We start from the raw sequence: 25,382 nt of genomic DNA, 5'->3' as shown, positions 1-25,382 counted from the left end.
ATTTAATCTGCCTTCTAATTCTTTTCATTAACAAAAAAGGCCTGAATCTTCAGGCCTTAAGACATTTATCACCATAATGAGCGAAACATCATTGCTCTATTTATCTGTCATCAACTGCTTAATGAATTTAACGGGTGCACTACCGTAACTTAAAAACTGTTCATGAAACTGCTTTAAATCAAAATCTTCACCTTGCTTCGCTTTACGTTGCTCACGGAAATCATAAATCTCTCGATAACCCGCGTAATAGCTCGTCAATTGCACTTGGCTTAAGGTGGCACGGCGCCATTTCCCTTCAGCTTCGGCACGTTGTTGGAAAGCTTCATTCTCAAGCAAGTCAAGCACCTCTTGCTCACCCATACCGTTGACTTGAATATTATAATCTAAAATAGTGTTACAAATAACCCGTAGATTCCACTTGTAATACATCAACCACATTTCAGGTTCAAAGTTTCCATAGCCCTCTTCCAGCATCATGCGTTCGGTATACACAGCCCATCCTTCAATCATGGCACCATTACCGAATAGGCTTTTCACTAAACTAGGAGACTGATTTGAAAACACCAGTTGGGTGTAATGTCCTGGGATCGCTTCATGGATATTGAGTACTTGAAGGATCCAATGATTATATTCGCGTAAATAGCTTTCTGCAGACTCATCGCTCATATCATCAAGGGGTGACACATTGTAATACGTATTACCGCCTTGATCATAAGGTCCAGGCGCACTGATGGAAGCACCAGCAAAGCCGCGCATATATTCAGGCGTTTCACGGACAATTAACGGCTTGTTTGGGTCGAGTGTCACCAGTTGTTTATCATTCACAAATTGAATAAGTTGTGGAATTTGCTTACGAACTTCGGCAACAAAGTTTTCACGCTTAACATGTTTGCTGGATAACACATCAATTAACTGACGAATGGCTTGTCTCTCATCGGCAGGTTTAGGGGTATCGATGTACTTTGACCAAATGGTATCGGTGATTATCGCCATTTCTTGTTGAACATGATTTTTATCAGCCACGGCTTTGTTGTACAACTGTTTCGCTGTCATTCCAGACTGAATGTCGAAAGCAAATTTTTCTTCGTATAAGGTTTCACCAATGCGGAAATCTCGGGCGCCATTTTCTGCTAATTTAGCTTCAAGTGCTGTTAACCACTCAATATGTTGTTTAATGGCTACGATTGCCGCATCAAAACGTTGGCTAAATAAGGCTTTTTGATCTGTGCTTAAACCCGAATCAGCGACCTGCAGAACTAACGCGTCTGACAATACCGAAAATGCCCCTTGGTTTTGCATAATCGCTAATTGGGTATGTTCAAGTGTTGGGTCGTTAATATTGTTTCGTGCAGCGTCATAATAGGCTGGAACATTTTCAAGACGGGCAATCACAGAGATTAGGCGCTCATCTAACGGCGCAAAATCCTCATTGATGATTTGCGCAAACCCACCTGCAACATTGTAATTAGACGGATCCCACTGCCAACCTTTAAATCGAATAATGTCCCACTGCATCGACTCCATTAAATTGGTCAGTAACCTATAATCGATTAACTCATTAGCTGATAATGATTGTGGGTCAAATTGAGCCAATGCCGTTTGCTGGTGTTTAACGAAAGCCAAGGTTTTATCGCGGCCAGCTTTATTAGGGATCTCTAAGTAGCCGTCGTTAACATGCTTACCTCTGTATAGCGCCCATGTAGGTGATAATACCCACAACTCATCGATAAACTGTTGTGAATATTGATTAAAGGTTAACTTTTCCGCAACGGTTGTTGTGCTCGCCTCAGCAGTAACCGCATTGGGTGTAGCACTTTGTTGAGTTTGGCTATCAGTACAGCCAATCAGTCCGGCTAAGGCGAAAGAAACCACCAAAGGAAGTAAGGCTTTGTTCATTTTTTATCCTTAAATTGTTATTATTTTAAGTGCGTATGGGCAAGTAAATTTTATCCTATTACGATGTGAAATAGTTAATCATGTCCATCACTTTTTTGCATCAACTTGACATCTTTTGTGACATATAATCTAGCGCATTTACCCAAAAAGTGCAGACTAAAAAGCGGAATTCGTCACATGGCAGTGTCCACAACAAACTAAAAAGGTCTCAAGCATGCACCCAAAAAAGCGGAATATACATTCCGCTTTAATCAAAAATCAAATAATAACTGAGTTAACCTATCACCAGATCAACTTACACATTCCATGGATTGGATTTGTTACCTTTAGGCGTTATCGGTGCTTTAGCGGTTTTAGTCTTTCTTAAGTCCGATGAAGCCGTTTTCGACTTGCCTAAACTGAGTGTGGGTCTGTCGGTATCTGATGTCGATTTATGTTGACGACTCTTTGGCACAAAATTCAATACCGAAATAGGAATGGGTTTAGAGGGTGCAAAGCCGGCTATTTCTTTACGTTCAATTAAATGACCTAACCGACTTTCAATCATGCACAGGTTTTTAAAATCATCATTAGACACAAAGGAAATCGCTTCACCCGCTGCCCCCGCACGACCGGTACGACCAATACGATGAATATAATCGTCTGCTGGATAAGGTAAGTCATAATTAACTACACGCGATAAATCATCAATATCAATACCACGCGCCGCAATGCCGGTAGCCACAAGGTATTTAATTTTACCGGTTTTAAAATCGGCTAAAATTTGCTCCCGGACGGGTTGGCTTCGACCACCGTGAATACATTCAGCGCTAATATCACGCTTTTCAAGTTGGCTGACCAATTTAGCCGCACCTTGCTTAGTTTCAATAAATATCAGCGCTTGGTTCCACGCTTCGGTGTTAATTAAATGGCTCAATAAAGCTGACTTTTTGTCTTTATCAACGGTGGTCAGCCATTGTTCAATTTTAGGCGCTGAATCACGATCGGCAATCACCGAAATTTCTACCGGACGCTTAATCGCCGTTTTAGCTAGTGCACGGACTTGGTTTGATAAGGTAGCGGAAAATAATAAACTCTGGCGTTCAGAAGGTAGTTTATCAATGACTTTATTAATGTCTTCAATGAAACCCATGTCGAGCATTCTGTCGGCTTCATCCAGTACCAACACTTCTACTTCATCAAAGTGCACTGCTCGTTGTGTATATAAGTCGAGCAAACGCCCAGGTGTTGCCACCAAAATATCCACGCCATCTATTAATGCTTGTTTTTGCGGCTTTTCATCAACACCACCGTAAATGGCAAATGATGTTAATGGTAAATTCTTAGCGTACTGCACAATATTGGCTTGTATTTGCACAGCGAGTTCACGGGTTGGGGTTAAAATTAACGCCCGAATACGTTTTTTACGCTGCATTTCACTGTCGGCTAAGCGCTCTAATATTGGCAACACAAAACTTGCGGTTTTACCGGTACCCGTTTGCGCAGCGGCAAGTAGGTTTTTACCGGTTAAAATAACCGGAATAGTTTGTTGTTGAATAGGTGTTGGTTGACTGTATCCCACTTCATGTAGGGCATTGACAATCGCGTCGCGTAATCCAAGTGTCGAAAAAGGCATGAAAGTGGGTCTCAGTAGTAGAACAAGAATAAAGCATTATAGAGGCTGCGCCTAACAAGCGCTAACACCTAGTGATATAAAGATAGGCTAGATAAAGGCATGGCAGACAACGATGAAATGAGGCGCCATTATGGATATCTGCATATTAGCTCAAAACACAAATGAAAAAAGACGTCCGAAGACGTCTTTTTTCATAATATGGCGGTGAGCGAGAGATTCGAACTCTCGTTAGGGATAAACCTAAACACACTTTCCAGGCGTGCGCCTTCAGCCACTCAGCCAGCTCACCAATTTTTGACTGACTTTTAACCACACCATAAAAGATCAGGTAAAAGCCAGTTATTAATTTTTTTCGTGTTGAGTGCGTATAGCCTGCACTCTACAACATAAACACACTTGTTTGCACGTTTGGGTTCAATTCGTATTGAACAACAATACCCGCTGTGTTGCTAATCGAGGCGTACTTTACGCAAATGCTGATAGCGGGTCAAGCTAAAAAACCCCACTATCAAGTGTTTGCACAAATGCTCAGCAAATTATGTCTTATCTACCCCACTAAGGTAGGGAAAAGTCCTTTAACGCCAGCCGCGATGACTTCAATGCCTAAAGAGAGCATTAGCAGGCCCATTAGACGGGTAATGACGTTAATTCCGGTTTTGCCCAGTAATTTAAACAGTACTGGCGCCATGCGAAATAAACCCCAGCTTAAAATCCCTAAGGTAATAATGGTGCAAAACATGCCAACGAAGTTCATCGTATTGTTGTGCTCTGCCGCAAACACAATCACCGCACTAATGGCACCGGGTCCGGCCATTAGTGGCAAGGCTAATGGCACGACAGCAACAGACTCCATGCCCGAAGACTCACGGTCTTCTTCTTGGTTGCGTTTCACTTCACTGATCTTACCTTGCAACATCGACATCGCAATAATACAAATCAAGCTACCACCTGCAATACGAAATGCAGACAATGAAATACTGAACATACTAAGAATATGCTGACCCGCTATCATAGTGATTAATAAAATCACTACCACTGCAAAGTTGGCAACCCGATTAGTATGTCGGCGCTCAACTTCAGTTTGATGGCTGGTTAAGCTAACAAATACAGGCAATAACCCAACAGGGTTAATGATGGCTAACAGTCCTAAAAAGAACTTAATATAAAGCATAAAATCCACTAACTACACCCTCTTGTTATTACCTGATTTAAAGCTCGGTTATGAGGGCGCTAATGTAGCTGAAACCCAGAGGTTTCCCAAATGAAATTTTTTATCATTAAAGACGTGTTTTCCTATACAAAAACTAATGTGAATATTAGCACCTTCATTTTACCCCGGTCCTTCTAATTAACGACCTCAATGGCCAAACCGTCATTTTATTCCATAATAACGCGCAATTTTACCGCAAAGCGATTACTTAATCCGCTTTAATCAATTATAAATAGCATTAAATGTGCTTAACACACATAAAAACCAAATGTTAAAAGGCCTCTTTTGATGAAAAATACTAACATCAAGCTGATAATACATCTCAATAAAGACCCCAATAATTTAAGCCAAAATCATTGCCGGCCTCATCATCATTATTATCGCCGATATTGTTGCCATTATCGTTACCAACAATAACATCCATATTGGCATCTATCTCGTTGTCAACATCACTGCCGACTCAATCATCAAAACCGGCTTAAATCTGCTCATTAATATCATCAATTAAGTAAAAATCATCGCGTGGGTTATGACTCAAGATGCAATTGATTAGGTGAGAGACAAAAAAAGAGATGTTGCCAATGGCAACATCTCTTTTTTTAACCGAACTCTTTATTGGATCAAGGTGGAGACGTTTATCACAAGGCGAGCCTTAGCTCATCAATAGAAAAACGATCCTGAACGCTTGGGTGAACTATTTGGCTGTCCAACGATCCATCCAACCGAGAACATTCTTGTACCATAGCTGTAAGTTATCTTGATTTAAGATCCAATGGTTTTCATCTGGGAAAACCAATAACTCAGATGGAATGCCTTTGCGTTGCATAAAGGTGAACGCAGCAAGACCTTGACCATAAGGTACACGGTAGTCTTTTTCGCCGTGGATGACTAACATCGGCGTTTTCCAGTTTTCAACATAATTCACTGGGTTAAATTTTTCATATAATGCTTTGTTTTGATCGTACGGACCACCAAATTCATATTCAGGGAACCATAACTCTTCAGTGACATAGTACATAGAACGCATATCAAACAAACCAGCATGATCAACTAAACACTTGAAGCCATCATTCCATTTCCCCTGGAACCAGTTCATCATATAACCACCGTAAGAGCCACCTAACGCACAAGCATTGTTAGCATCTAGCCAAGGTTGCTGCGCCGATACGGCTGCCATGCCCTTTTTAAGATCTTCAAGGGGTTTGCCGCCCCAATCTTTACCAATGGAGTCAGTGAACGCTTGACCGTATCCAGTAGAGCCATGGAAGTCGACCATAACCACACCATAACCCGCACCAGCCCATAATTGTGCATTCCAGCGGCTGCTGAAACTGTTACCAAATGATCCTTGTGGGCCACCATGTACCAGGTAAGCAATCGGGTATTGTTTACCTTCTTCATAGTTAACCGGTTTTATCCAGTAACCGTGAACGGTTTCATCGTTCCAACCTTTAAAGTTGAACTGTTGATAATCGCCAAATTTAATCTGCGCCAGTTTGTCTTTGTTGACATGGGTCAGCTGAGTAAGATGCTCGCCTTCCAGTGTCACACTGTATAAATCAGCGGGTTCAACCAAAGATGACTTTTGAAAGAATAACTTGTCATTTACCGCCGCAACCAAGCTATTGCTGCCTTGATTATAAATCGGACGCACATCACCAAACTGAGTGTTAACCTCAAAAATAGTCACTTGACCAACATCTTGAGCTGTTACGTAAAGTGTACGACCGTCAGCGCTGAAATTGAGTGAACTCGCACTACGATCCCACAATGGTGCCACTTCTTTTTCTTGGCCAGTCACATTGTCACGTAACATAATCCGGTTACGATCGGCTTCATAGCCTGGTATGGTCATGGCCAAATAGGCAAGATAACGGCCATCAGCAGAAAACGTTGGCTGGGCATCCCATGCCTTATTGTCTGCTGTTAAATTAACAGTTTCACCGCCGGCAACAGGTACTTGCCATAAATCGTAGTTAGTCGTCCAAGCTTGGTCTTTGCTCGGCGCTTTAGCACTGTAAACAACATATTTGCCGTCTGCAGTGAAAGTGACTTCTTCCATACCTGAAAAGGGCTTAGGTGGCGTTTCAGTATCGCGCCCTTCAGTCACATTAGTGGCTGTGGTAATTTTATTGCCATCAAGTGCGGCGACAAATAAATGATTACGTGCATGGTCTTCCCACGTGTCCCAATGACGCACCATTAGCTGCTTGTATAAACGGCCAGAGGTTTTGCTTTCAGCTTCGGCGGTAAATTTGTCTTTTGAGCATGTTAAGTCTTTACACTCTGGGAATACCCGCAGGGTCATAACAACTTGCTTGCCATCGTTTGACAATTTATAACCGTTAATGTCTAACGGTAACTCAGTAACAGGCATCGCTTCACCGCCATTAAGGGCCAGTTGATACAATTGACTGGTTCCAGTGCGACTGGCGAGGAAATAAATTGATTTTCCATCAGGCGAAAAACTCACATCGTGCTCAGTTCCAGCTGCTGATGTGAGTTGTTTTGGCGTGGCCTTTTTATCGCTTAAATCGAGTAGGTATAGGTCTGAATTGCCCTCGCCTTTATCGTCGACCACTTTTACGCCGTACACCATGGTCTTACCATCATTTGATACCGCCGCTGAGTGCAGCTTATTTAAATTAACCAGTTGCTGAACATTAAAGGCTGCGGGCTCAGCCGCATAAACTGATGTTGCCATGCCTGCCGCAACCAGTGCGAATAATACAGAAGACTTTTTCATTATTATCTTGTCTCAGTTGTTTAAATAAAACATGAGTTCGCGTTGAGTCAGCTACTAACCAAATTTCGCGTAATCATAAGATGTGTATAGCAGATTAACCAAAGCAAAACGCTCAGGCAACAGACCTTTTGTAAAGAGCTGTAAACCCGAGCGTTTGATCACATTGACACACTGACTAATAACATCAGCATCAACATACACTCAGTGTTGCTTATGGCTTATTATGTTGCTTTGCGTTAGCAATATTAATTTTCCAAATCGCCGGTCCGGTTTCATGCGCATTGACACCATTGGTATCAACGGCCACCGTCACCGGCATGTCTTGTACGTCAAACTCGTAAATGGCTTCCATACCAAGATCTTCAAATGCGACCACTCGAGATTTCTTAATTGCTTTAGATACAAGATAAGCTGCGCCGCCAACGGCCATTAAGTACACGGCTTTGTGTTTCTTAATTGAAGCAACGGTTTCAGGACCACGCTCAGACTTGCCAATCATGCCCATTAGGCCTGTTTGGTCTAACATCATGTCGGTGAACTTATCCATACGGGTTGCCGTAGTTGGGCCTGCTGGGCCAACAACTTCATCGCCGACAGGATCAACCGGACCGACGTAATAAATAAACTTACCGGTAAAATCGACACCTTCTGGTAAGCCTTCACCAGAATCAAGTAACAGTTGAATACGTTTATGGGCGGCATCACGACCAGTAAGCATTTTACCGTTTAATAATAAGGTATCACCGCTGTTCCATGTTTCAATTTCTGCCTGGGTAACCGTGTCTAAGTTGACCCGGTGAGTGTTCTGACCCGCTTCACGCGTAATTTCAGGCCAATCAGACAATGATGGAGGCACTAAATCAACCGGGCCGGTGCCGTCTAAATGGAAATGAACATGGCGGGTTGCAGCGCAATTGGGGATCATCACCACAGGTTTAGAGGCTGCATGAGTCGGTGATGATTTGATTTTAACATCAAGTACTGTGGTTAACCCGCCTAAACCTTGCGCGCCTATGCCTAAATTATTTGCTCGTTCAAAAATATCTAAACGCAGTTTTTCTTCTGTGGTTACCGCGCCTCGTTCCATTAATTCATGAATATCAACGGGATCCATTAAAGATTCTTTAGCCATAACCGCCGCTTTTTCAGCGGTGCCACCAATACCTATGCCCAACATGCCAGGAGGACACCAACCAGCACCCATAGTGGGTAAGGTTTTTTCTACCCATGCGGCAATGTCATCAGACGGATTAAGCATGGCCATTTTTGATTTATTTTCAGACCCCCCGCCCTTAGCGGCTATCATCACTTCAACTTGATTACCGGCGACCATATCGATATGCACAACAGACGGGGTATTATCTTTGGTATTTTTACGCGCGCCAGCAGGATCTGACACTATTGATGCACGTAAAGGATTATCTGGATTAGAGTAAGCACGACGGACACCTTCATCGACCATCTCTTGTACTGTCATGTCGGTTTTATCCCACTGAACCGACATACCAATTTTAACAAAGCTAGTGACAATTCCCGTGTCTTGACACAAAGGGCGTTTACCTTCGGCAGACATACGCGAGTTAATCAGAATTTGAGCAATCGCATCCTTAGCTGCGGTGCTTTCTTCACGCTCATACGCCTTGTTCATCGCATCAACGAAGTCTTTGGGATGGTAATAAGAAATATATTGTAATGAATCTGCAATACTTTCAATAAAGTCAGCTTGTTTAATAACAATAGTCTGACTAGACATTGTAGAATGAGATGTTGTATTCGTCGACATATGGTGTGCTCCAGCAGCCATTGCGGCCTAACATGTTTATTATTTTTATTTAAGACCAATATGATACTCTTTTCATCCTTTACGGGCTAGATCACATTTTAGATAAGGGCTATCGATGTCTGCGCGGGCAAGAAACGCACTCTTTATGAAAAAACTGGCTTGGGAAATAGACACTAAGCAGCTATTTTCACTCTTTCGCGACCAGCCATGGGCGATAATACTCGACTCAGCCAACGCTGCGCACCAAGATGCACAAGTCGATATTATTGGGTTTAATCCTATCGCGACCTTAACCAGCAATGACGGTATATGTCAATTTACCGCCAAACATCCAGCAATCAACGCGCTCAATATTGATATCGATCATGATACTAGCCCTTTTGATACCTTAGCACAGCTGCATGCTCGTCTATATCCATCCGCTCAAGCCAGTCAGCATACTTTTAGTGTGGGTGCCATGGGCGCTTTTGGTTATGATCTTGGCCGTAGTATTGAAAAATTGCCCTATATTGCGACTAAAGATATTCACCTTAATGATATGAATATTGGCTTTTATGACTTCGTCCTCATTTATGATTATGCCGATAAGTCTTGGTATGCCTACCATTATGATGGCTTAGACGCACTTGAGTATGAGTTGAATTTAATTCAATCAAAAATACAAGCTGACCTCGAAGAGGCGATTAATCCACATCATTTTCATTTGACAACGCCGTGGGTTAACCAACTTACCAGTACACAATATCAACATAAGTTTTCTCGAATTCAGCAGTATTTACTCAGTGGTGATTGCTATCAAATCAATTTAACCCAACGATTTGAGGCTCAATATCACGGTGATGAATGGCAAGCCTATTGCGCTCTATCCCGAGCTAATCAAGCGCCTTTTTCAGCATTTATGCGCCTTGAACATCATTGCATACTGTCTATTTCGCCGGAGCGTTTTATCAAACTTAACGGCCAGCATATTGAAACTAAACCGATAAAAGGCACCTTTCCTCGCCATCATGATCCGCTTTTGGACCAACAAGCGGCTCAAGCGTTACTATCGTCTGAAAAAGATCGCGCTGAAAACGTGATGATTGTCGATCTATTGCGAAATGATATCGGTAAAGTGGCCGCGCCAGGCTCGGTTAAGGTGCCAAAATTATTTGCCATTGAAAGCTTTCCAGCGGTGCACCATTTGGTGAGCACGGTGACGGCCACACTTGCAAAGCATAAAACTGCGTTTGATTTGCTTCAAGCCGCCTTCCCTGGTGGCTCAATTACTGGTGCCCCAAAAATACGCGCTATGGAAATCATTGAAGAACTAGAGCCATCAAGACGAAACCTATATTGCGGTAGCATCGGCTATATCAGTCAAAACGGTAATATGGATACCAGTATTACCATCCGCACATTAGTTACCGAAAACAACCGACTTTATTGTTGGGCCGGTGGTGGCATTGTTGCCGATTCAAATGGCGATGCCGAGTATCAAGAAAGTTTTGATAAAGTCAGTAAAATATTGCCTTTACTGACCAGTCTGAACCAATTTAAGTGATCTCAGCTCAAGTTAAGCGATGGGGTAAGTAAGTTAATATCAGATTATTTAACACAAATTTGCCATTTATTTGCTAACAAAGATGTTTTCACCTGTTAATAGCGAGTCTATGGCAAGTCAATACAAGGTCGTAGGCAAGACAAAAGGTTGTTTGATAACCTTTGTATAATTCCCTATTGAGGTTAAGTACAAGTTGAGGTTAAGTATTAATTAAATAGAGCAAACTCATTTTACTGCTAATCTGCAACGATATTAGCAATAGCGATAATTCAATTAGCGAAATAAACGTTACTCAGTGGTGCGCACTAGCAATGACTTGGGCGGATGAAACCGAGTTACAGCCTTACCAACGAGCGCACAACATAAACATAGTATCAACCTATGTTGACCAACATAAACACTGTGATGACGGGTATCTGCACTTGTAAGTTTAATAATCAACAACACCGATACCCAGTACGCCAGCACTTATAACAACGGGTGAATAACAGATGTTTACCCCAAAGTGGATAATGTTCTCGACCAATCCGGTATTAGTGTACGCCTGTGGATTTATCTAATACTGACAGCCGAGCCTAACTTATACCTAGCTTAAGCTATTGAATAACTTCCATCTTGAGGCGGACTTAATTTGATTGCATAGTACATGAGTGAATATTTGATTGAACCCTTAAAAATTATTGAGCATTCGTTCAATTTCTGTTTAAATAAGCTTCTTACTGAATAAGGAGTTCATATGATTAAATTTTACTTTCACCCTGGCCCTAACCCAATAAAAATTGCTCTGTTCCTCGAAGAAACAGGACTTGAGTTTGAACTCGTGCCTGTGGATACCTTAAAAGGTGAGCAACACTCTGAGCAATATCGCGCCATAAACCCCAACAGCAAAACCCCAGCCATTGAAGACAATGGCGTAAGAGTGTTCGATTCGAATGCAATACTGTTATACCTTGCCGATAAAACAGGTCTATTAGCTGGATCGCCTGAAAACCGTGGTGAGCTGCTGTCTTGGTTAATGTTTATTGCCACAGGTTTAGGGCCTTATTCTGGCCAATGTGTCCATTTTACCCATCATGCTCCTGAAAAAATTGATTACGCAGCAAACCGTTATAGACGTGAAACGCAACGTCATTACGAGGTACTCGATGCACATCTTAACAACCGTGACTTTATCGTTGCTGATGAATTAAGCATTGCCGATATTGCTGCCTGGGGCTGGGTTGATCGTATTGATTTTGTATTAGGTGAAGATGCACTGGCTAGTTACCCTAATGTTCAACGCTGGTTTAACCTTATCAACAGCCGCCCTGCGATAGCGCGTGCCAGAAATATGGGCAAGGATATTGAGTTCAAAACTGAATTCGATGAACAAGCCAAACGCTCATTCTTCCCCCAGAACTATGCTGTTGATGCGAAATAGGCTTGCATAACCTAAGATTAAAACATGGCTTGTGGATTACCGCTTGTGTTCACACGCCTTGTTTTGTTAGTAACACTCATCATTGATCTATAATCTATGTTGTCAGCCCGCGATCAGGTCGATGGTATTGTGCTACAACGCTCTGTTTACAAAAGCATAATACTCACTAGGCATGTAGACTAAGCGTATAAGTCATGAATACAACTTGTTATTTTTATCCATTTAGCGACGAAATCACTTGTCCTTGCAGCAGTATTTTCCTACTGTTATTGCAAATGATTATCAATGAGGTTACTCATGAACACCCATCTTCAACATCAAATCAACCAATGGCTTAACAACGATCCCGATCCTCACACTCGCTCACAACTGCAAACGCTGATTGATGCGGGCAATGAAACTGAGCTAACGGCACGCTTCGCCGGCCGTTTAGCCTTTGGCACTGCCGGGCTTCGCGGTGAAGTCGGTGTTGGCCCAATGGCCATGAATCGCTTGGTTATTCGCCAAACCACGGCGGGTCTTGGCGCTTATTTACTCGAGCAGATAAGTAATGCCGCCGAGCGCGGTGTGGTGATAGGTTACGACGGTCGCCATGATTCGTTAACGTTTGCCCATGATGCGGCCAGTGTATTAACGGCCATGGGCATCAAAGTGCGCTTAACCCATAAGGTTGCCGCCACGCCTTTAGTTGCCTTTGGGGTAAAGCATTTTAATGCTGCAGCAGGCATTGTCGTAACAGCCAGCCATAACCCGCCACAGTACAATGGCTATAAAGTCTATTGGGAAAATGGCGCGCAGATTATTCCACCCCATGATACAGGGATTGCCGCCCAAATTACCCGCGCAGCAACCCAAGCGATCCCGTTTTTAGCGCTAGCGGATGCCATCAAACAACAAACACTTACTTGGTTGCAAGACAATTTCTACCAGGCTTATCGCCAAGGGATTTTTGATGCCAAAGAGCTGCAACATCGAAATGGCCAAGATAAAGTCAGTTTGGCTTACACCGCAATGCACGGTGTCGGTGCCGACATGGCTGAAGCCGTGTTAAACGATGCCGGGTTTACCCAAGTGTATTCGGTAGCGGCTCAACGTGAACCTGATGGTGATTTCCCTACGGTCAATTTCCCTAATCCAGAAGAAAAAGGCGCCATGGATTTAGTGATTGCCGAAGCGAAGAAACACAATGCGGTGCTCGCTTGCGCTAATGACCCAGATGCCGATCGCTTTGCTGTCGCCGTTCGCACTGAGCCTGGCCAATACCAAATGCTGACGGGCGATCAAGTCGGTGTGCTCTTTGGCCATTATTTACTCAACCATGCACCTAAAAATCAACAACTCACCGGCACCACTATTGTGTCATCAAGTCTGTTGTCTAAAATCGCCGTTGAATTTGGCACCCAAAGCTATACCACGCTGACAGGCTTTAAATGGCTGATGAACGTCGGTATTGCCATGCACCAAGCTGACAAGCAGTTTTTATTCGCTTATGAAGAGGCGCTCGGCTACACCATAGGTAATTTAGTCTGGGATAAAGACGGCTTATCGGCTTTAGTTGCCTTCGCACAGCTAACGGCTGAGCTAGCCATCAATGGCCAAACCATCTGGGACAAACTAGAACAGATTTATCGCCAACACGGATTTCACCTTAATGCACAAGTCAGTATTGCACTTAAGGCGGATACACCCAATATTGGCGCGTATTTGCGTGAGCACCCACCGATAAACATTGGTGAATATTCAGTGGTATCGACCGATGATTTAAAAAGTCTTCAGCGTACTAGTGCCGACGGCAGCCAACAAACCATTGATTTACCCAGCAGCGATGTATTGATTTATGCCTTAGAAGGAGGAGCACGAGTGATTGTTCGGCCATCTGGCACTGAACCAAAAATTAAATGTTATTACGAAGTGGTGGAAACAATGACACCAACAGACACTTGGGCGTCAGCAAAAGATCGTGCTGAAAAAGCCATGAGTGCCTTTATAAAAACCCATCAAGCTAGTTTGCCAAGTTAACTGACTCATTAGACTATTAAGCTCAATTAACAACTCGTTTGTTATACGCCTGTTACTATAGACAGGCGTTTGTTTTTGTTTGTGGTGAATTGTAAACATGATGAATCTATTAAACAATTTTACTAGACCAGAGTGTCATGAGATATGACTGATTGGACTAACTCCCCCTATGTTAAAGCCATCTAAACGTCTGCGAAAATGTTCTATAATGTTACAAAAATTTATTATAACGTTATGACAGGATTGCTAATGTACAAAAGTCTCGTTTCTTTGGCCATTGTTGCCAGTATTTCAACTCCAGCAGCCATCGCTGCAGAGGAAAGTCAAAACCTAGAGCGCATTCAGGTGATTGGCTCTCGGATCGCATTACGCACAGCAACTGACAGTGCAACACCCGTCGATATCATTACCTCAGAACAACTCGAAGCCACTGGTATTACTGAAACCGCTAAGGCATTACAGTTTGCGGCGCCAAGTTATAGCTTTCCGTTTTCGTCCATTACCGATGGCAGTGATGCGGTTCGCCCAGCAAGCTTACGCGGCATGTCACCCGATCACACCTTAGTCTTGGTTAACGGCAAACGTCGCCATGGTTCTGCATTGGTTCACTTAGGCGGTACGTTAGGTAAAGGTGCATCAAACGTTGACTTAAATGCCATTCCGATGACCTCGATTAAGCGAATTGAAATTTTACGTGATGGTGCTTCTGCGCTTTATGGTTCAGATGCCATTGCTGGCGTGATTAATGTGGTCCTTAAAGACAGCGCCGAGGGTGGCAGTATTGCCGCCCACGTTGGCCAAACCTATGAAGGTGATGGTGAGCAAGTTCGATTAGGGATTAACCAAGGGTTTAGTTTCAGTGATGACGGCTTTGTGAACGTCTCTTTAGAAGCGCATCAGAAAAATTCAACTAACCGTGCTGGTCTCGATCCACGGCAGCAATACCCTACTCTAGCGGATGGCAGTCCAGATCCACGTGAAGCGACATTCGATCGAAAAAATCATCACGTCGGCGACAGTGACGTTGATAACTACGGCTTGTTTTTTAATGCGCAACAAGGATTGGATACCCAAGGTAAGCTTTATGCCTTTGGCGGGATCACTAAGCGCAGTTCGACTTCAGGCGCTTTTTATCGTCGCGCGCTTGATTCACGTAACGTAACCGAAGTCTATCCAGACGGATTTTTACCGCAAATTAGTCCAGAGATTATCGATTATTCTTTAGTGACCGGTTATGAGTTTGAACTGGGTCAATGGGAAATCGATACTTCTGCAGGTTATGGCAGTAACAGCTTTGAATACAATGTTGAAAACACCATTAATGCTTCGCTTGGCCCTGATAGCCCAACAAGCTTTGATGCTGGCACCCTGTCGACCAGTGAGTTGAACCTCAATCTAGATGCCTCCAACTATTACGACTTTGTCAATGACTCTGACTTATTAGTGGCCATGGGCGTCACATGGCGCGAAAGTGGTTACCAAATTGAAGCTGGCCAAGAAGAATCCTATATTCAAGGTGATTACCAAGATAAGTCTGGCGGCAGTCAGGGATTTGGTGGCTTTACCAAAGAGTCGGAAGTTGACGAGAGTCGCACCAATCTCGGTCTGTATATTGAACTTGAAAACCAACTCAGTGATTATTTTTATTGGGCTGCAGCGGTTCGCTATGAAGATTATGCCGATTTTGGTAGCAACACCAGTTGGAAATTATCCGGTCGTTATGAGTTAACCGATAATCTGGCGTTACGTTTAACCACTGACACCGGTTTCCGCGCACCCAGTGTGCAACAGCTTTATTTTACCAATGTATCAACCTTCTTTGATCCAGATCCGATCACTGGCGAGTTTGTCCCAAGAGAGTCAGGCACCTTTAACCAGTTATCGCCGGTAAAAGCTGAGCTGGGCATTCCCGATCTTAAAGCAGAAATATCACATTCCTACAGTGCCGGTATTGTTTACACCAGCGAGAATGGTTTTGTTGTGACCTTGGATGCTTATCAAATCAATGTCGATGACCGGATTATTTTATCTGGCGATATCGACAAAGAAAGTTCAGCGGTAATTGCCTCTATCCTTGAGGGCACCAATGCGGACTCCGCGCGATTTTTTATGAATGCTGTCGACACTCAAACCCAAGGCGTTGACTTAGTTGTCACTCAAGGTATTAATCTTGGCGAATATGGCGATTTGAAAGCAAACCTTGCTTACTCTTATAAAGAAACTGAAATTGAGTCGATTAGGTTACCGTCAATCCTCAATGGCTTAGAAGATCAGTTATTTGATCGTATTGAAGTCATTCGCATGACGGAAGCGAATCCAAAAAATACCGCTAATATCGGCTTTACTCATCATTATGATGACTTCAGCACCAATTTACGTTTCAGCTATTTCAGTGACTATACTGTGGGTTATTCATCCAGTGAAGTGCAATATGATGCCAGATGGACTACCGATCTGAGCACGCGTTATCAAGCAACGGATAATCTGGCTGTCACCTTAGGGGCCCAAAATCTGTTTGATACTTATCCAGAAAAACGTCCTGAAGACAATAACTTTAACGGGATATTTGTATACCCGCTCACCAATACCCCATTTGGGTTTAATGGTGGTTATTATTACTTAGATCTACGCTACACCTACTAGACTCATAGTCAGTAACATCGGACTGTATCTCTAAAGGCAACAACGGTATTAAAATAGTCATGATGACTTAGCGCAAAGATTATCGACATAAAGCGTTCAGTCATTCATAACCTGAAGTTGCCGATGAAATACAAAAAAGCCAATCGAGTTTGATTGGCTTTTTTCATGGCTTAATGTTGCTGTTTTTACTATCGATAGAAATAACATGAGTACCAATAACAGCGACCATCATAGTGCTAACAATAACGCTCAACATAACGCTAATAATAGTTCCTAATAATAGGGTCAATAATAATGCTAACCGATAGCATTAAAGATGATAATGCTATTAGCTCGCAGGTATAACATTACCCAGTTCGTTAGCCTAGATGGTGACTAATCATTTCAATTAGTCACATATAATTTTTCAATATACTCCTTGGCGACCTCATCCCAGGTAAATCGTTGTTTGGCGGCATTGTGCTTCACCTGTTGCCAAGTATCGCTACCCAATAATTGGACCACTTGGTTAAATCGTTCAACCAAGGCCTGACCCTGTGAGGCCAACGTTTCGCCATTAAACACCCAACCACTGACATTATCTTCAACCGTATCGTAAAGCCCACCCACACCATGAACTAAACAAGGTTGTCCTACCCGCATTGCGAGCATTTGACTGATCCCGCAAGGTTCAAATGAACTGGGCATTAAAAATAAACTGCCACATTGATAAAGCTGTTCTGCTAACGCTTCATCATAACCATGTAAAAACAGAAAGTTATCATAACGCGCGGCAGTTGCTTGCATCATTTTAGCGATATGCAAATCGCCGCTGCCTATCATCAGGAAGACACCATCCGGTTGCAGCTTTTTAAGCGATAGCAATATCGCGTCCAACACCGTTTTTGCTGAGGAAAGACCTTGAGGATCGCTAAATGGCTGCAATAAAATCAACACTTTTTGTTCCGTTAACCGGCCGACAGAGGTCAGTAAAAACCGCTCTGTCTCATCCTTAATCTGAGCCGGTTTTAGCGCCAATGAGTCGCTCAACAGCGCATGTTTATACTGACCAATACGCGCTAATGCCATTGCGTCGATAACACTGAGGTTAATGGCTTTCGCTTGCCATTGAATAACGGTATTTTCAGCTTGGAGCAATAAATCTTTATAGCTGGCTTTATGTGCATCAAAGGCAGAAATGGCCTCATCATAGACGCAGCCATTAATAATCCCGACTAAATTGCCTTGCTGATCTTTAGTCGCTAGATCATTTTCCAATCCTTCGCCACCGAAAAAACCTTTGTGATGATCTGAAGGCTTTAACACCTCTTGCGCATAAGTGGGAGACACTAAATGCACTTTATCGCTCAGCACAATACCCATTCGCATCGGATTAATACAATTGCTGTAGCGAGGATCGAATAAGCTTTCTTTGGCAATAGGGTCTAATTTGTCAATGTATTGTGGAAACCAATGGCCAAACGACGACTCATCACCACTAAAGGGGCGGATCCCTTGTAAAGCCAAATTGTGGATGGTAAACACGCAAGCCAAAGATTTCAATCCAGCAAAATCAACCACGCAACCTCGAAGCATTGCCACCATAGCGCTGTGCCAGTCGTGCAGATGTAATACATCCATGCGCGGCAATATTTCCCGCACTAAACTGGTGGCGACACAGAGGGAAAACAGGGCAAATTTGGTCGCATCTTCGGCAAAAGGTCTGTCGACCGAACCGTTACAGTATACTTGGCCTTGATGATTAAACAGCGGATGATCAAATAGATAAATTTGCGCTATTGAGTCGTCAAACTTATCTTGGTCCACAGTCACTATGGCGTCTTTGTGTTGCGGTCTTGGCAACCGATACACGGTAACGGAATGACGTTCACCGGCAAAATCAACCTCAATATCAGCCAAATATGCAGCACGATATTGTTGGGCTAAAAAGCCGTAATTAGGCATAGCAACATCGGCTATCACGCTGCATTGTGCTAACGCTGGCGGTAAATCGCGGATAACATCCGCCATGCCACCAACCTTGGCGCCGTGCAGTGCATCATTTTCTGCTGCCACGAGCAGTACTCGTTTTATACTCACTGAACTCATTAACGATCCTTATTCTTAACCAACAGGTAAACCCAACATTTTACGTGTCACTAAGGTAATACCTTTTTCTGATACCCTAAAGCCCCTCGCTCGGTCATGATCGTGATTATATCCAATCACCATGCCTTCAGGGATAATACAACCTCTATCAAGAATGGCATTTTGGATTTTACAATGCTTTAATACCACCACATCGGGCAATAGCACAGAGTCTTTCACAAACGAATAAGAACATACACGCACTTCGTTAAATAACACACAGCGTTTCACTTTCGCGCCCGAGATAATACAGCCACCAGCGACGATAGAATCTACCGCCATACCGCGCCTATCTTTATCATCAAATACAAATTTAGCCGGAGGAAGTTGCTCCTGATAAGTCCAAATAGGCCATTTAGCATCATACAAATTCAATGGCGGTGTCGGTGCCAATAATTCCATATTCGCTTGAAAAAATGAATCTAAGGTTCCTACATCGCGCCAATAAGCTGGCTCATCAGGGACGGCACTGGAAAAAGGGAACGCAAACACATTGTGTTTTTCAATGATCGCAGGGATAATATCTTTACCAAAATCACGGTCTGATTTTTCGTTGTTGGCATCTTTTTTCAATTGGTCGAACAAAAACTGAGTATTAAACACATAATTGCCCATCGAGGCTAAACACTTTTCCGGATCATTGTGCGTCGGTTTCGGATGAGCCGGCTTTTCTTCAAACCCAATTACCCTATTCGTGCTATCGACCTCCATCACCCCAAAAGCACCAGCGGCTTCAGCTATCGGGGTTTCTAAACAACACACCGTCATATCGGCACCTGATTCAACATGGGCGGCTAACAAGCCTGCATAATCCATGCGGTATATGTGATCGCCCGATAGGATCATCACGTACTTAGGCTTTTCATGACGAATAATGTCGATATTTTGAAATACAGCATCTGCAGTACCCTGATACCAGTTCCCTGATGTTCGCTGTGATGCCGGTAAAATTTCAACCGACTCCCCGAGCTCCTTTTTAAAATGACCCCAGCCACGAGTCACATGTCGAATTAATGAATGTGACTTATATTGTGTCACCACTCCTACTCTACGTATTCCTGAGTTGATACAGTTCGATAGTGGGAAATCGATAATGCGATAATTACCGCCAAAATATAACGCCGGTTTAGCGCGCCGGTCGGTTAATTCATGCAACCGTGAACCTCGCCCCCCCGCCAAGATAAGCGCATAGGTATCACGAGTTAAATTACTAATATAACGAACATTACTCATAAGTAGACTCCATTTGGTTATCAAACATAGCCATCAACAAATACTAACTGATCAACGACCTACCTTGTTTTCGGCATTACACCGCCATCCTTGTATTACTTTTTCATCCAGATTTCATCGCGGTAGCCCGCTATTGTGTTGTCGCTTGAGAAACGTCCGCTAGCAGCGGTATTTCGGATACTGATTTTTTGCCAACTATCTTGATCAAGATAGGTCTTTGCCACCTGCTCTTGTGCCAAGCAATAGCTGTCAAAATCAGCGGCGGTCATCCATTGATCATTGGAGTCAAGAACCGAGGCAATAATGTCATCGAAAATACCGGGTTCGACCAAATTAAAATGACCACTTTTTAGCATGCTCATCACTCGGTTAAGGGCTTTTGAATGTTCGATAATATGTTGAGGTTGATAATCAATTCGAGCTTGTGTCACTTGCTTAGCATCTAAGCCGAATAGGAAGAAATTCTCATAGCCGACTTCTTCGAGCATCTCAATATTGGCGCCATCTAACGTGCCAATAGTTAAGGCGCCATTCATCATAAACTTCATGTTGCCAGTGCCTGAGGCTTCTTTACCCGCAGTCGATATTTGCTCAGATAAATCGGTACCCGGACATATTTTTTCCATGGCACTAACATTGTAGTTGGGTAAGAAAGCCATCCGTAACAATGGCGACACCAGAGGATCGGAGTTAACCATATGGGCAACATTATTGGCCAACTTAATGATTTGTTTTGCCATGGCATAACCTGGCGCCGCCTTACCACCAATCAACACACAACGAGGCACCATATCTTGTGTGTCCCCATTGAGGATACGGCGGTATAAATGGATAACATGTAAAATATTCAGTAGCTGGCGTTTGTACTCATGGATACGCTTAACTTGCACATCAAACATCATCAGTGGGTCAAATTCGACACCGCATTGTTGTTTAACGAATGCCGTTAATGCTTGTTTATTTTCGAACTTTATTTGCGCCCACTCTTTAACAAACGCCTTATCACTGGTAAAAGCATTAAGTGCCGTCAGACGAGATAAATCGTTGATCCATTCATCGCCTAAACGACGGCAAATTAATGAGGATAATTTAGGATTACAATACGCAAGCCAACGCCTAGGAGTAACACCATTGGTTTTGTTATTAAATTTATGAGGCCACAATTGGTAAAAATCCTTAAACAGCCCCTCTTTGAGTAATTGTGTATGCAAACCCGCCACCCCATTAACCGAAAAACAGGCGACAATCGCTAAATAGGCCATACGAATATGCTGCTCTGGGCCTTCTTCAATAATCGACATATTGGCCAGCTTTTGAATATCTCCCGGCCAATGGTGGGCGACTTGTTCTAAATAGCGCGCATTAATTTCGAAGATTATTTCAACAATCCGTGGCAACATATTTTTCATCATTGGCACTGACCAACGCTCTAATGCTTCGGGCAGTAAAGTATGATTAGTATACGCCATCGATTGGCTGGTGATAGCCCATGCTGCGTCCCAACTCAAGCCATATTGATCAAGCAAAAGCCGCATTAACTCAGGGACCGCAATGCTCGGGTGAGTATCGTTAAGCTGTAACACGTTATGCTCATTAAACTGGCTGAAATCCTCACCAAATTGACTAACGTAACGAGCCAGTAAATCTTGCAAACTGGCTGACGATAAAAAGTATTGTTGCCTCAACCGTAATTCTTTGCCATTAACACTCGCATCATTGGGGTACAACACCATAGTAATTTGTTCAGCCAAATTTTTGGTCGCTACCGCTTCGGCGTAATCGCCTTCGTTAAACTCATCTAAGTCAAACTCATCATTGGCTTCGGCTTTCCATAATCTCAACGTGTTAATTCGACCATTTTTAAACCCTGGGATCGGCATGTCATAAGGGACGGCTAATACATTTTGGGTCTCGGCCCAAACATGGTGTCGATGTCCCCGCTTATCAAGATAGGTTTCGGTATGACCAAAAAACGGCACGCTAACGATACGGTTGGCGATCCGAACTTCCCATGGATTACCATGACGTAACCAACGATCTGGACGTTCAACTTGATAGCCGTCGACAATTTTTTGCGCAAACATACCGTATTGGTAACGAATACCATAACCGGTCACCGGTAAGTCTAAACTGGCACAGCTGTCTAAAAAGCAAGCTGCTAGTCGTCCAAGTCCGCCATTGCCTAATCCTGCATCTTGCTCAACTTGTTCAAGATCTTCTAAGTTGGTGGCATAATCGGACAGTACTTGCTGTGCATCAGCGGTAATGTCTAAACTCAATAATGCATTACCTAAGGCTCGACCCATCAAAAACTCAAGCGATAAGTAAGCCACTTGTTTTTGTTGATATTGATTGTCTTTTATCCGCGTTTGACGCCAGCTATCGAGCATTTGCTCTTTAACGCTGTGCGCCACGGCATTAAAGAGTTCATGTTTTTCATGCTCATCTCGGCATAACCCATAGCGAATATGTCTGGCTAACGATGCCGATAAACTGTCGCAAGGTTCACAAGGCTCGGCGTGTGAGCTGGCCGTTATGTCAGCGGCGTTAGATAATTTAGTAGATAAGGTCTCAGCGTCAGCTTTGGCCTTACTGCTGGCCTTGCTGTTGGCTTTGCTTCTACTCGCACCGGCAGACGCTTTATTAACACTGGCACTATCTTTCGCTGTAGTCATCAATTGCTCCTGGAAAATTCAAATTCAGTATGAAATAACATTAAACTGCGACTCATTAAGCTAACGTGCTGTCTGGCATCAACCACAGGCTCACTGTCTTTCGCTGTAGTCATCAATTGCTCCTGGGGAATTCAAATTTAGTATGAAATAACATTAAACTGCGACTCATTAAGCTAACGTGCTGTCTGGCATCAACCACAGGCTCACTGTCTTTCGCTGTAGTCATCAATTGCTCCTGGAAAATTCAGTATGAAATAACATTAAACTGCGACTCATTAAGCTAACGCGTTGACTGGCATCAACCACAGGCTCACTGTCTTTCGCTGTAGTCATCAATTGCTCCTGGAAAATTCAGTATGAAATAACATTAAACTGCGACTCATTAAGCTAACGTGTTGACTGGCATCAACAACAGGCTCACTGTCTTGGGTATGTAATAAACAATGCCAATATCGAAGATGGGGTAATTGCGGCAGGGCAAAGGTATGTGGCAACTCATCGGCATTAATCATCAGCAATAACGCCTCTGTACTCTCCGCAACAGCACCAACGTCTGCATCAGCTAAATTGCCGATTAAAATCACGCTTAAGGTGCGGGTATGATGTTCACACCAATATGATTTTGTCATTGCTTCACCTTGGCGGTTAAACCACGCTAAGCCGTTATCAAATAAGGCTTCCGGTTTATGAATAAACGCTTGATGACACAACATCGGGAAGCGTTTTCGCAAGCTAATCAACTGGGCGGTGAAATTAACTAACGACCAATCTATTTGTTGCCAGTCAAACCAGCCAATAGGATTATCTTGGCAATAGGCATTGTTATTGCCCTGCTGTGTTTGACTGGACTCATCACCTGCCAACAGCATAGGTACGCCCTGAGATAACAATAAACAGGTTAATAAGTTACGTTTTTGTCGGTCTCGAATGGCGTTAATAACCACATCGTCACATTCGCCTTCAATGCCATAATTACTGCTGCAGTTTTCTTGATGACCATCGCGGTTATCTTCACTATTTGCCAAATTGTGACGATCGCGGTAGCTGACCAAATCATGCAAACTAAAGCCATCGTGACTGGTGATAAAATTGATGCTGGCTGAGGGTCCACGACCATTATGTTCAAAAAAATCACTCGAGCCATGAAATCGCTTGGCAAACTCAGGTAATAAGCCACTGTCACCACGCCAGAAACGGCGCATAGCATCACGGTAACGATCATTCCATTCACTGAATGCCACCGGATAATTACCTAACTGATAACCCCCCGGGCCAATGTCCCATGGCTCAGCAATCAACTTCACCTTGCACAACACGGGATCTTGCGTAATAGCATCAAAAAAGCCGCTGCCTGGATCAAAGCCATAGGCCTCTCGGCCGAGACAACTGGCCAAATCAAATCGAAAGCCGTCTACCCCCATGACTTCAACCCAATATCGCAATGAGTCCATGACTAACATCAACACTTGGGGATGATTGAGGTTAAAGGTGTTACCACAGCCAGTATCATTAATGTTAAAGCGTTTTTCATTGGGCAATAACCGGTAGTAACTGGCATTGTCGATACCGCGAAAACTGTAAGTTGGCCCTAAATGGTTGCCTTCAGCGGTATGGTTAAACACCACATCGAGGATCACTTCAATCCCCGCAGAGTGAAGAGTGGAGACCATTTGCCTAAACTCGGCAATATCACCCTGTCCTGATAAATAAGCCGAATGTGGCGCCATAAACGCAATACTATTATAGCCCCAATAGTTATTGAGGCCTTTTTCAATCAAAAAAGGCTCATCAAAGAAACCATGCACCGGTAATAACTCAACGCAGGTGATGCCTAAATTTTGCAAATAATCAACTATCTGCGGGCTTGCTAACCCAGCAAAGGTGCCTTGTTGCTGTAAGCTGACATCAGGATGTTGTTGAGTAAATCCCTTAACGTGGGCCTCAAATATAATGCTCCGAGCCAGACTAATGTTAAGGGGTGTAATCGGAATGTCCTTAACAAATCCACAATCTATGACCTGTGCTTTGGGTAAATATGGCGCGCTATCTTGTGTATCAAACGACAAATCCTCCTTAGTAGCATCAATGTCATAGCCATAAAGCGCAGAGTGATATATCAGCGTACCCACCAACTTTTTCGCGTACGGGTCGAGGAGTAATTTATGATGATTAAAACGATGACCGAGTTCGGGCTGATACGGTCCAAAAACGCGGTAACCATACAGTAATCCCGCTTGAGCATCGGATAGATGGCAGTGCCAAATTTGCCGTGTTTGGTCGCGCATGATGTATTGCGCCACCTCAATTTGCCCCGTGGGGTCAAAGATACACAACACCACTTTGGTGGCGTGCGCTGAGAACAACGAGAAATTAACCCCGTCATCGTCAAGTGTCGCCCCGAGTGGATAAGGATAACCGCTGGTCATATCCATAACATACCCTTGTGAAGTAGAAACCATTATGTGAGAGCCA

Annotated in this window: 13 protein-coding genes and 1 tRNA gene; 4 read left to right on the top strand and 10 right to left on the bottom strand. The window is 43.4% G+C overall.

The features are described 5' to 3' along the window. Window positions 1-96: 96 nt before the first annotated feature. The 6 genes from EGC80_RS15255 to EGC80_RS15230 all read right to left on the bottom strand — a co-directional run bounded on the left by EGC80_RS15255 (window position 97) and on the right by EGC80_RS15230 (window position 9,250). Window positions 97-1,896 carry a DUF885 domain-containing protein gene (locus EGC80_RS15255; RefSeq protein WP_124013076.1) on the bottom strand — a complete coding sequence of 600 codons (1,800 nt, stop codon included), beginning with the start codon at window positions 1,894-1,896 and terminating at the stop codon, window positions 97-99. A gap of 295 nt (window positions 1,897-2,191) precedes the next feature. Then, window positions 2,192-3,511 carry a DEAD/DEAH box helicase gene (locus tag EGC80_RS15250; RefSeq protein ID WP_124013075.1) on the bottom strand — a complete coding sequence of 440 codons (1,320 nt, stop codon included), beginning with the start codon at window positions 3,509-3,511 and terminating at the stop codon, window positions 2,192-2,194. 199 nt (window positions 3,512-3,710) lie between these two features. Next, window positions 3,711-3,800, bottom strand: a tRNA-Ser gene (locus tag EGC80_RS15245). Between the two features lie 258 nt (window positions 3,801-4,058). Further along, on the bottom strand, window positions 4,059-4,682 hold the full coding sequence (locus EGC80_RS15240; protein ID WP_283107320.1) for a YchE family NAAT transporter: 624 nt from the start codon (window positions 4,680-4,682) through the stop codon (window positions 4,059-4,061). A gap of 733 nt (window positions 4,683-5,415) precedes the next feature. After that, window positions 5,416-7,467 carry a dipeptidyl-peptidase 5 gene (locus EGC80_RS15235; RefSeq protein ID WP_124013074.1) on the bottom strand — a complete coding sequence of 684 codons (2,052 nt, stop codon included), beginning with the start codon at window positions 7,465-7,467 and terminating at the stop codon, window positions 5,416-5,418. 211 nt (window positions 7,468-7,678) lie between these two features. Then, a complete protein-coding gene (locus tag EGC80_RS15230) occupies window positions 7,679-9,250 on the bottom strand; it encodes a fumarate hydratase (RefSeq protein WP_372491424.1) in 1,572 nt (523 codons plus the stop codon). A gap of 115 nt (window positions 9,251-9,365) precedes the next feature. Here EGC80_RS15230 and pabB point away from each other — a divergent pair, with 115 nt between their 5' ends. From pabB to EGC80_RS15210, 4 genes are all read left to right on the top strand, one after another. Then, entirely contained in the window at window positions 9,366-10,793 is a 1,428-nt protein-coding gene (gene pabB / locus EGC80_RS15225) for an aminodeoxychorismate synthase component I (RefSeq protein WP_124013073.1), read from the top strand. Window positions 10,794-11,529: 736 nt separating this feature from the next. Further along, window positions 11,530-12,213, top strand: coding sequence for a glutathione S-transferase family protein (locus EGC80_RS15220; protein WP_101031157.1), 684 nt, complete (start codon window positions 11,530-11,532; stop codon window positions 12,211-12,213). A gap of 297 nt (window positions 12,214-12,510) precedes the next feature. Continuing rightward, window positions 12,511-14,232: a phospho-sugar mutase gene (locus EGC80_RS15215; protein WP_124013072.1), complete on the top strand. Its 1,722-nt coding sequence runs from the start codon at window positions 12,511-12,513 to the stop codon at window positions 14,230-14,232. 249 nt (window positions 14,233-14,481) lie between these two features. After that, entirely contained in the window at window positions 14,482-16,875 is a 2,394-nt protein-coding gene (locus tag EGC80_RS15210; RefSeq protein ID WP_124013071.1) for a TonB-dependent receptor plug domain-containing protein, read from the top strand. Window positions 16,876-17,259: 384 nt separating this feature from the next. Here EGC80_RS15210 and EGC80_RS15205 read toward each other — a convergent pair whose 3' ends face one another. The 4 genes from EGC80_RS15205 to glgX all read right to left on the bottom strand — a co-directional run bounded on the left by EGC80_RS15205 (window position 17,260) and on the right by glgX (window position 25,342). Then, entirely contained in the window at window positions 17,260-18,963 is a 1,704-nt protein-coding gene (locus tag EGC80_RS15205; RefSeq protein ID WP_124013070.1) for a glycogen synthase, read from the bottom strand. 15 nt (window positions 18,964-18,978) lie between these two features. Further along, on the bottom strand, window positions 18,979-20,235 hold the full coding sequence (gene glgC, locus EGC80_RS15200) for a glucose-1-phosphate adenylyltransferase (RefSeq protein WP_124013069.1): 1,257 nt from the start codon (window positions 20,233-20,235) through the stop codon (window positions 18,979-18,981). 95 nt (window positions 20,236-20,330) lie between these two features. Beyond that, complete coding sequence (locus tag EGC80_RS15195; protein ID WP_124013068.1) at window positions 20,331-22,910, bottom strand: glycogen/starch/alpha-glucan phosphorylase; 2,580 nt, start codon at window positions 22,908-22,910, stop codon at window positions 20,331-20,333. 332 nt (window positions 22,911-23,242) lie between these two features. Beyond that, complete coding sequence (gene glgX, locus EGC80_RS15190) at window positions 23,243-25,342, bottom strand: glycogen debranching protein GlgX (protein WP_233768510.1); 2,100 nt, start codon at window positions 25,340-25,342, stop codon at window positions 23,243-23,245. Window positions 25,343-25,382: the final 40 nt, after the last annotated feature.

Source organism: Shewanella psychromarinicola (genome assembly GCF_003855155.1).
Taxonomy (GTDB): Bacteria; Pseudomonadota; Gammaproteobacteria; order Enterobacterales; family Shewanellaceae; genus Shewanella; species Shewanella psychromarinicola.
The sequence above is the reverse complement of the archived record's forward strand: the minus strand, read 5'-3'. Positions and strand labels throughout refer to the sequence as shown.

Excerpts from the sequence above, each read along its gene's own strand:
- EGC80_RS15255 (WP_124013076.1), bottom strand. The coding sequence starts at position 1,896 with ATGAACAAAGCCTTACTTCCTTTGGTGGTTTCTTTCGCCTTAGCCGGA.
- EGC80_RS15250 (WP_124013075.1), bottom strand. The coding sequence starts at position 3,511 with ATGCCTTTTTCGACACTTGGATTACGCGACGCGATTGTCAATGCCCTA.
- EGC80_RS15240 (WP_283107320.1), bottom strand. The coding sequence starts at position 4,682 with ATGCTTTATATTAAGTTCTTTTTAGGACTGTTAGCCATCATTAACCCT.
- EGC80_RS15235 (WP_124013074.1), bottom strand. The coding sequence starts at position 7,467 with ATGAAAAAGTCTTCTGTATTATTCGCACTGGTTGCGGCAGGCATGGCA.
- EGC80_RS15230 (WP_372491424.1), bottom strand. The coding sequence starts at position 9,250 with ATGTCGACGAATACAACATCTCATTCTACAATGTCTAGTCAGACTATT.
- pabB (WP_124013073.1), top strand. The coding sequence starts at position 9,366 with ATGTCTGCGCGGGCAAGAAACGCACTCTTTATGAAAAAACTGGCTTGG.
- EGC80_RS15220 (WP_101031157.1), top strand. The coding sequence starts at position 11,530 with ATGATTAAATTTTACTTTCACCCTGGCCCTAACCCAATAAAAATTGCT.
- EGC80_RS15215 (WP_124013072.1), top strand. The coding sequence starts at position 12,511 with ATGAACACCCATCTTCAACATCAAATCAACCAATGGCTTAACAACGAT.
- EGC80_RS15210 (WP_124013071.1), top strand. The coding sequence starts at position 14,482 with ATGTACAAAAGTCTCGTTTCTTTGGCCATTGTTGCCAGTATTTCAACT.
- EGC80_RS15205 (WP_124013070.1), bottom strand. The coding sequence starts at position 18,963 with ATGAGTTCAGTGAGTATAAAACGAGTACTGCTCGTGGCAGCAGAAAAT.
- glgC (WP_124013069.1), bottom strand. The coding sequence starts at position 20,235 with ATGAGTAATGTTCGTTATATTAGTAATTTAACTCGTGATACCTATGCG.
- EGC80_RS15195 (WP_124013068.1), bottom strand. The coding sequence starts at position 22,910 with ATGACTACAGCGAAAGATAGTGCCAGTGTTAATAAAGCGTCTGCCGGT.
- glgX (WP_233768510.1), bottom strand. The coding sequence starts at position 25,342 with ATGGATATGACCAGCGGTTATCCTTATCCACTCGGGGCGACACTTGAC.